Here is a 7,706-nt window from a genome sequence, read left to right as displayed (position 1 = left end):
GGCTTTTTTAGCGTAGATTTTTTCGAGGAGAGGTTCGAGCGCGGCTTCGCCGCGACTCGAACCCGACGAGAAAAAAGGTACTATTTGACCATGCGCTCGATCTCGGTGACGAGGATACCGGTCGCACCCTCAGCCTTGAGATCGTTGATGGTCTCGAAGACGTGGCGCTCGTCGACGACGGCGTGGACCGCGACCATCTCCTCGCCGGCGATGTCCATGATCGTCGGGCCGCCGAGGCCGGGAATCACGTCCTCCACAGCTTCGAGATTGTCCTCGGGGACGTTCATCATCAGGTAGCGTTTGCCCTCGGCGGACTTCACCGAGCGCAGCGCCATCGTCACCTGCTGGACCTTCTCGTCGTCGGTAACGTCCTCACGAGCGAACAGGCGGACGGAACTCTCCAAGACGTCGTCGATCACCGCGAGGCGGTTCATCCGCAGGGTCGTCCCGGTGCTGGTGATGTCGACGATGGCGTCGGCGATGTCGACGTGGGGCGTCAGTTCCGTCGCGCCCGAGACCTCGGCGATCTCTACGTCGATCCCCTGCTCGTCGAAGTAGTTGCGGGTGATGTTCGGGAACTCGGTGGCGACGGTGCCGCCAGCGAGGTCCGCGACGGACTCGATGGCGCTCTCTTCGGGCGCGGCGAGGACGAGTTTGCAGGCGCCGAACTCCAGGTCGAGCATGTCGACGAGGTCGCCGGCGTCGGCTTCGCGGACCTGGTCGAGGCCGGTGATGCCGACGTCGGCGGCGCCGTCGCTGACGTACTCGGGGATGTCGGCGGCCCGGGCGTAGAGGATCGTCACGTCGGGATCGACGGTGTCGGCGTACAGTTTCCGGTCGGCCCCGTCGACGACGTGGAGGCCGGCCCGATCGAGCAGGTCGACGGCCGGGTCGTGCAGACGCCCTTTGTTGGGCACGGCAATGCGCATATCTGGTCGTCGTCACGCGCGGGCAACTGCTTTTCGCACGCGGAACCCCAGACAGACCCGGTGGATTAACGCACCCGGCCGCGAAAGCGAGCGGTATGACCACGCTTCGAATCGCAGACGGGCAGGTGCTCCGCCCGGACATGACGATCGAACGCGCCGACGTCCTCGTCGACCAGGACGCGGGGACGATCCTCGACGTCGGCGACGTCGACGAAGGTGACGTCGGCCTCGACGCCGAGGGCGACCTCGTCATTCCCGGCCTCGTCAACGCGCACACCCACGTCGCGATGACGCTCCTGCGAGGATATGCCGACGACAAGCCCCTCGACGCCTGGCTCCAGGAGGACATCTGGCCCGTCGAGGCCGAGCTCACGGCCGAGGACGTCCGCGTCGGGACGCGCCTGGGCGTCCTGGAGATGATCCGCTCCGGGACCACCTGCTTCGCGGACATGTACTTCGACATGCCGGCGGTCGCCGAGGTGGTCGAGGAAACCGGGATGCGAGCCATGCTCGGGTACGGCGCCATTACGGTCGGCCAGGACGACGAGGCGGCTCGCCAGGAACTCCAGGACAGCCTCGCGTTCGCGAAAGAGTACGACGGCGCGGCCGACGGCCGCATCTCGACGGCGTTCAAGCCCCACTCGCTGACCACCGTCGGCGAGGAGTACTACCGGGAGTTCGTCCCGGAGGCGAACGAAGCCGGTCTCCCGATCCACTTCCACGCTAACGAAACCGAAGGGGAAGTCGACCCGCTCGTCGACGAGCACGGGGAACGACCGCTCGAGTACGCCGACGACGTGGGCCTGCTCGGCGAGGACAGCTTCATCGCCCACGGCGTCCACACCGACGCGACCGAACACGAGCTGCTGGCCGAACGCGGCACGGCGGTCGTCCACTGCCCGGCCTCGAACATGAAACTCGCCAGCGGCATGGCGCCGGTCCAGGACATGCTCGACGCGGGCGTCACCGTCGGCCTGGGCACCGACGGCGCGGCCTCGAACAACGACCTCTCGATGTTCGACGAGATGCGCGACGCCGCGATGCTCGGCAAGCTCGCGGCCGACGACGCCAGCGCCGTCGACGCGCCGACCGTCGTCGAGATGGCGACCCAGGGGAGCGCGGCCGCCATCGGCGTCGACTCGGGCCGCATCGAACCAGGCGCGAACGCCGACCTCGCCGTGATCGACCTGGACGAGCCACGACTCACGCCGGGTCACGACCTGGTGAGCCACCTCGCCTACGCCGTGACCGGCTCGGACGTGCGCCACACGGTGTGTGACGGCCAGGTGCTCATGCGTGACCGCACCGTTCTCACGCTCGACGAACAGCAGGTCGTCCAGGACGCCACCGAGCACGCACGGGCGCTCGTCGACCGCGCAGAGGAGTAGACCAGGTCGCCGATTAAACGCCGAGATCCGTTTGTAAACGATATAAACGCTTCTACGACAGTTTTGGAGCGTCTGAACGGGGTGAACGGGAATCCGGGTTTATACTGGTAAGTTCCATGCAACCAAGTGATGAGTTCAAGACGATCACTGCTCGCACTCGCATCGGTTGCACTGCTGGTCGCGGCGGCCGTCGGACCGGCCGCGGCGGCGTCCGGACCGACCGCTGTCGAGTCGACGAACGCGCTCGCGATCGCGGGGAACGACAGCACAGACGCGACCGACGGCACGAACACCACAGACGAGAACGAAACCGACGACGACACTAACGAGACGGAGTTCGACGGGAACGAAACCGACGTCGAGGAGAACGAAACGAAGGACAACGAGACAGAGTTCGAAGCAGATCCGTTCGGCCTCATGCTGGGCGAGTACAAGGAGCAGCTCCGCGCTGAGCTGACCAGCACGAACGACACGAACAGCACGAACGAGACGGAACTGAGCGACCAGCCGCTCGGCCGCATGATCGCGTCGTTCGTCACGCAGCACAACCCCGGGAACGCGCCCGCCCACGCCGGCCCACCGACACACGCCGGGCCGGAAGGCGATGACGACGAGAACGAAACCGACGACGACCGCCGCGGCCCGCCCGAGTTCGTCGAGGGAGACGAAGATGAGAACGAAACCGACGACGACCGCCGCGGTCCGCCCGAGTTCGTCGAGGGAGACGAGGATGAGAACGAAACCGACGACGACCGCCGCGGCCCGCCCGAGTTCGTCGAAGATGACGACGAGAACGAAACCGACGACGAGAACGAAACCGACGACGAGACGGAGACGGAGACGGCAACGACCGAGGAGTCAGCGTCCGCTGCGGAAGCCGAAAACGATGACGACGAGGGAGAGCCCGACGAGGAAGAGGACGAAGAGAGCGGCAACGGCCCGCCCGCGAACCGCGGGAACGGCAACGGACGCGGTCGCTGAAGCTGAGCGGCGCGATCAGGCGGAACGGTCACGCGAACGGTCTCTTTCTGCGGGACGCGACGATCGGCGCACCTGTTGGGTCGGTTCGGCAGTGTTTTGAACGCCCTGTCCTTTCGTCCGGCAATGACTGCGCCGATCAGCGAGACGCTCGACGACGTCGAAACCGCCCGACAGGAAGGGCGGCGAAAGATCGACTGGGCGCGCGAACACATGCCCATCATGGCCTCGCTCCGGGAGGACTTCCAGGACGAACAGCCCTTCGCGGGCGAGCGCATCGGGATGGCGATGCACGTCGAAGCGAAGACAGCCGTCCTCGCGGAGACGCTGGCCGAAGGCGGCGCGGAGGTCGCCATCACCGGCTGTAACCCGCTCTCGACCCACGACGACGTGAGCGCCGCCCTCGACGCCCACGGGAACGTCACGTCCTACGCCGAGCGTGGGGTCGACGACGACGAGTACTACGCGGCCATGGAAGCCGTCATCGAGCACGAACCGACGATCACCGTCGACGACGGGATGGACCTCATCGCCGCGATCCACGAGGACTACCCCGAGCTCATCGACACCATCGTCGGGGGCTGTGAGGAGACCACCACGGGCGTCCACCGCCTGCGCGCGATGGACGACGACGGCGCCCTGGAGTACCCAGTGTTCGCCGTCAACGACACGCCGATGAAGCGCCTGTTCGACAACGTCCACGGCACCGGCGAGTCCTCGCTCGCGTCGATCGCCATGACGACGAACCTCTCCTACGCCGGCAAGACCGTCGTCGTCGGCGGCTACGGGGACTGCGGCCGCGGCGTCGCCAAGAAGGCCGCCGGCCAGAACGCCCGCGTCATCGTCACGGAGGTCGACGCACGCCGCGCCCTGGAGGCCCACATGGAGGGCTACGAGGTCATGCCCATGCGCGAGGCCGCCGCGGAGGGCGACGTGTTCATCACGACGACGGGCAACCGCGACATCATCACCGAGGAGGACTTCGAGGTCATGAAAGACGGCGTCCTGCTGGCCAACGCCGGCCACTTCGACGTGGAGATCGACCTCGTCGCCCTCGAAGAGATGGCCGAGGAAGTCACCGAACCACGCGACGGCATCGAGGCGTACGTCATGCCCGACGGGCGCGAACTGAACGTGCTGGCCGAAGGCCGCCTGGTCAACCTCGCGACGCCGGTCGCGCTGGGCCACCCCGTCGAGGTCATGGACCAGTCGTTCGGCGTCCAGGCCGTCTGCGTCCGCGAACTGGTCGAGAGCGGCGAGGAGTACGCCGCCGGCGTCCACGACGTGCCCGACGACCTGGATCGAGAAGTCGCCGAGATCAAACTCGCCGCCGAGGGCGTCGGCTTCGACGACCTGAGCGACGCACAGCGCGAGTACATGGGCTCCTGGCAGCACGGAACTTGACTCGAATCGCACTTCCCCAGCAGACAGCCCGCTTCCGCCGGAGTCAGCACGGTCAACACTGTTAACTCTCGGTCCGTGGACAGGGGACCATGATCGACATTCCCGTGGCGAACGTGATGACCCGCGGTGTCGAAACGATCACCGGGGAGGAGACCGCGGCTGGAGTAGCGCGCCGGTTCGCCGAGAGACAGCTCGGATCGCTCGTGGTGGTCGACCCTGATTCCGGCACGCTGACGGGAATCGTCACGGAATCGGACGTCATCCAGCAGGTCGCAGCGAACGGTGACATGGAGACGGTGCCGGTGTCGACGTTCATGAGCGCGCCGGTCGTCACGATCGAGAGCACCGAACCGATCCACGCCGCGGCAGACCTGATGAAACGACACTCCATCCGCCGCCTGCCAGTCGTCGATGGCGGCCAACTCGTGGGTATCGTGACGACGACGAATCTGACTCACTACCTGCCCAAGCTTCGAAACACGATTCTTCGGGAGCGAGGCACGAACCAGAACCGCTGAGGCGCGGCGGTGAGGTGTCACGCCGATTGCTTTTTGCCCGCGGCCGCGAACCGCGTCGTATGACCGGCGGGAGCGAGTCGACGAACCGGTGGAACGCGGCCGACTACGACGACGATCACGCCTTCGTCTTCGAGTACGGCGAGAGCCTCCTCGACCGCCTCGATCCGCAGTCCGACGAGCGCGTCTTGGATCTGGGCTGTGGCACCGGCCACCTGACGGCCGAGATCGCCGACCGCGGCGCGACGGTACTGGGCGTCGATCAGTCAGCAGCGATGATCCGAGAGGCCCGCGAGAGCTATCCCGACCTGGCGTTCGAGCGGGCCGACGCCCGCACCTTCGTCCCCGACGAGTCGTTCGACGCAGCGTTCTCGAACGCGGCACTCCACTGGATTCCGGACGGAGACCAGGACGACGTTCTGGAGACGGTGCGGGACGCTCTCGTCCCCGGCGGCCGGTTCGTCGCCGAGATGGGTGGCGCGGGGAACGTCGACCGCGTCGTCTCCGCGACGCGCGACGCGCTGCACGACCGGGGTTACGACGTGCCTAACCCCTGGTACTTCCCGACTATCGGCGAGTACGCACCGCGGCTGGAGACCCACGGGTTCGAGGTTCGGCGGGCAGTGCTGTTCGACCGCCCGACGGAACTGGAGGGTGGCGAGGCCGGCCTCAGAAACTGGCTGGGGATGTTCGGCGACAGCCTGTTCGCGGACCTCGCGCGCGAAGAAATCGACGAGGTCGTCGCTGCCGTCGAAGATCGACTCCGCTCCGCGCTGTTCGACGAGAAAACCGAAACGTGGACGGCCGACTACCGTCGCCTGCGATTCGTCGCGGTTCGCCGTCCCGGGTGATCGGGCCGACTACTTCCGGCCGGGTTCGATCTCCACGTTCTGGAAGTGCGCTTCGATGGGTTCGTCGAACCGCTCGCCGTTCTGTTCGTCGTGCCGCGGGAACGCCGGCGGGTCGAGTTCGATCGTGATCTCGTAGGTGCCCGCACCGGGCAGTTCGAAGTTCCGTCCGTAGTGGAGGAGCCCCGGGTGCCACACGAACGGAACCTCCATCGGACCGGTCTGGTTGCCCTCCTGGTCGGTCAGCGTCGCGCGCGGGGACATCTCCGGCAGGAACCGACCGGTTTCGGTCTCGGCGACGAGGACTTCGAGGTGACAGTTCTGATTCTCGGCGGGTTCTTCCCACTGGAGGGCACCGTCCCGCACGTGATACAGTCCCTCGGCTTCCTCCTGGGCGAACCCGACGACGTAGTCACCGACCTCCGTCATCGCGCCGGTGTGAGCCACCTCGTCGACCATGTGCTTTGCAGCCCGTTGGTAGGCCTCGCCCTCGTGACGTGCCAGTTCGAGGTGTCGCTCGTCGACCTCCTCGCTCGGTTGTAGCGTGTGTTTCCCGCTCATCTCCGGACCCACACCGACTTCGGGACCGACAGGGAAAAACCGCAGGACGACGTGCTGATTGGTCGCAGTTCGACTGTGAGTCGGTTGCGGTCAGACCGTCACTAACACGGCACCGACGACCACGAGCGCGGCACCCAGAACGACGCCTCTGGTGACCCGCTCCACGTCCTGCAAGAGGAACGCCGAGAAGACAGTCGTAAACAGCGGCGCCGTCGCGGTCAACGGGTCGACGATGGCGACTCGGCCGGCTTCCATGGCCAGCGCCGCGAAAAAGGACAGGAGCGCGACGGCAGTCAGCAGCCCGCTCCCCGTGAAATAGCGGTAGGAAGCCCGGGGTGCCGAGAGCACGTCGGTGCGTCCCTTCGCCAGCGCGTACCCGGCGAGCGCGACGAACGCCGCCGTCTCGTTGATGGCGACGGCCTGCAGCGGCGTCGCCCCCGTGTCCACGAACCCGTATCGGCGCAGGACGTTCCCCATCGCGAAGACCGCCGCCGCGCCGACCGGGAAGAGGATGTCACGGGGCTGCCAGCCCGAAACGTCGCCGCCCTTGGAGTAGGTGAGCGCGACGAGTCCGCCCACGAGGACGACGATGCCGACGCCGGTCAGCGGCCCGAGCGGTTCGCCCAGCGCTGCGACGGCGAGCAGCGTCGCGAACAGCGGCCGCGTGCTGATCCCCGCGCTATTGATGCTGGCACCGACGCGCTCGACGCCGGCGAACACGAAGATACGCCCCAGCGCCGTCCCGAACAGCCCAGCGACGGCAAACGTCGCGACGAGCGGGAGCGTCAACCCGGAGAGCGGGTCCGGCCAGGAGCGCACCAGGAGCGCCAGCCAGTACAGCGTCGAGTCCACGACGACGACCACGAGCGCCGCCTGGAGGGAACTGCCGCCGGCTGACATCCCCCGCTTGTCGAGGATCGGGCCGAAGCCCCAGAGCACGGCCGGCAACAGCGCCAGCGCGTAGACGACAAGCGGCGTCTCCGTCACGCGAGCAGCCACCCGTGTTTCATGCGTCCGACACTGTGGCCGGGAGGAGCAAGTGGGTTGCGTTCAGTTTCACTGCGGTTGCGTGTTGCTTTTTGC

At 66.8% G+C, this 7,706-nt stretch carries 8 protein-coding genes; 5 read left to right on the top strand and 3 right to left on the bottom strand.

What is annotated here, in order from left to right; genetic code table 11:
* Positions 1 to 80 precede the first annotated feature (80 nt).
* Complete coding sequence (gene hisG / locus ACFR9U_RS06965; protein WP_247379124.1) at positions 81 to 929, bottom strand: ATP phosphoribosyltransferase; 849 nt, start codon at positions 927 to 929, stop codon at positions 81 to 83.
* A gap of 95 nt (positions 930 to 1,024) precedes the next feature.
* Here hisG and ACFR9U_RS06960 point away from each other — a divergent pair, with 95 nt between their 5' ends.
* The 5 genes from ACFR9U_RS06960 (at position 1,025) to ACFR9U_RS06940 (ending at position 6,065) form a co-directional block, all read left to right on the top strand.
* Entirely contained in the window at positions 1,025 to 2,317 is a 1,293-nt protein-coding gene (locus ACFR9U_RS06960) for an amidohydrolase (protein ID WP_247379126.1), read from the top strand.
* A 129-nt stretch (positions 2,318 to 2,446) separates the two neighbouring features.
* Positions 2,447 to 3,298, top strand: a complete 852-nt coding sequence (locus ACFR9U_RS06955; RefSeq protein WP_247379128.1) for a hypothetical protein — start codon at positions 2,447 to 2,449, stop codon at positions 3,296 to 3,298.
* Between the two features lie 123 nt (positions 3,299 to 3,421).
* On the top strand, positions 3,422 to 4,699 hold the full coding sequence (locus tag ACFR9U_RS06950; RefSeq protein WP_247379131.1) for an adenosylhomocysteinase: 1,278 nt from the start codon (positions 3,422 to 3,424) through the stop codon (positions 4,697 to 4,699).
* Positions 4,700 to 4,788: 89 nt separating this feature from the next.
* A complete protein-coding gene (locus ACFR9U_RS06945) occupies positions 4,789 to 5,217 on the top strand; it encodes a CBS domain-containing protein (protein ID WP_247379133.1) in 429 nt (142 codons plus the stop codon).
* A gap of 59 nt (positions 5,218 to 5,276) precedes the next feature.
* Complete coding sequence (locus ACFR9U_RS06940; RefSeq protein ID WP_247379135.1) at positions 5,277 to 6,065, top strand: class I SAM-dependent methyltransferase; 789 nt, start codon at positions 5,277 to 5,279, stop codon at positions 6,063 to 6,065.
* 9 nt (positions 6,066 to 6,074) lie between these two features.
* Here ACFR9U_RS06940 and ACFR9U_RS06935 read toward each other — a convergent pair whose 3' ends face one another.
* Together ACFR9U_RS06935 and ACFR9U_RS06930 are read right to left on the bottom strand one after the other, a co-directional pair.
* The gene (locus tag ACFR9U_RS06935; protein WP_247379138.1) at positions 6,075 to 6,623 is read right to left on the bottom strand and encodes an iron transporter; all 549 of its coding nucleotides are present in this window, start codon (positions 6,621 to 6,623) and stop codon (positions 6,075 to 6,077) included.
* 90 nt (positions 6,624 to 6,713) lie between these two features.
* Complete coding sequence (locus ACFR9U_RS06930) at positions 6,714 to 7,610, bottom strand: EamA family transporter (protein WP_247379140.1); 897 nt, start codon at positions 7,608 to 7,610, stop codon at positions 6,714 to 6,716.
* Between the last annotated feature and the right edge of the window lie 96 nt (positions 7,611 to 7,706).

Origin of the sequence: Halorientalis brevis (genome assembly GCF_042678165.1) — an archaeon.
Classification (GTDB): domain Archaea; phylum Halobacteriota; class Halobacteria; order Halobacteriales; family Haloarculaceae; genus Halorientalis; species Halorientalis brevis.
Note: the sequence above shows the minus strand (reverse complement) of the source record. Positions and strands in the feature narration are given on the sequence as shown.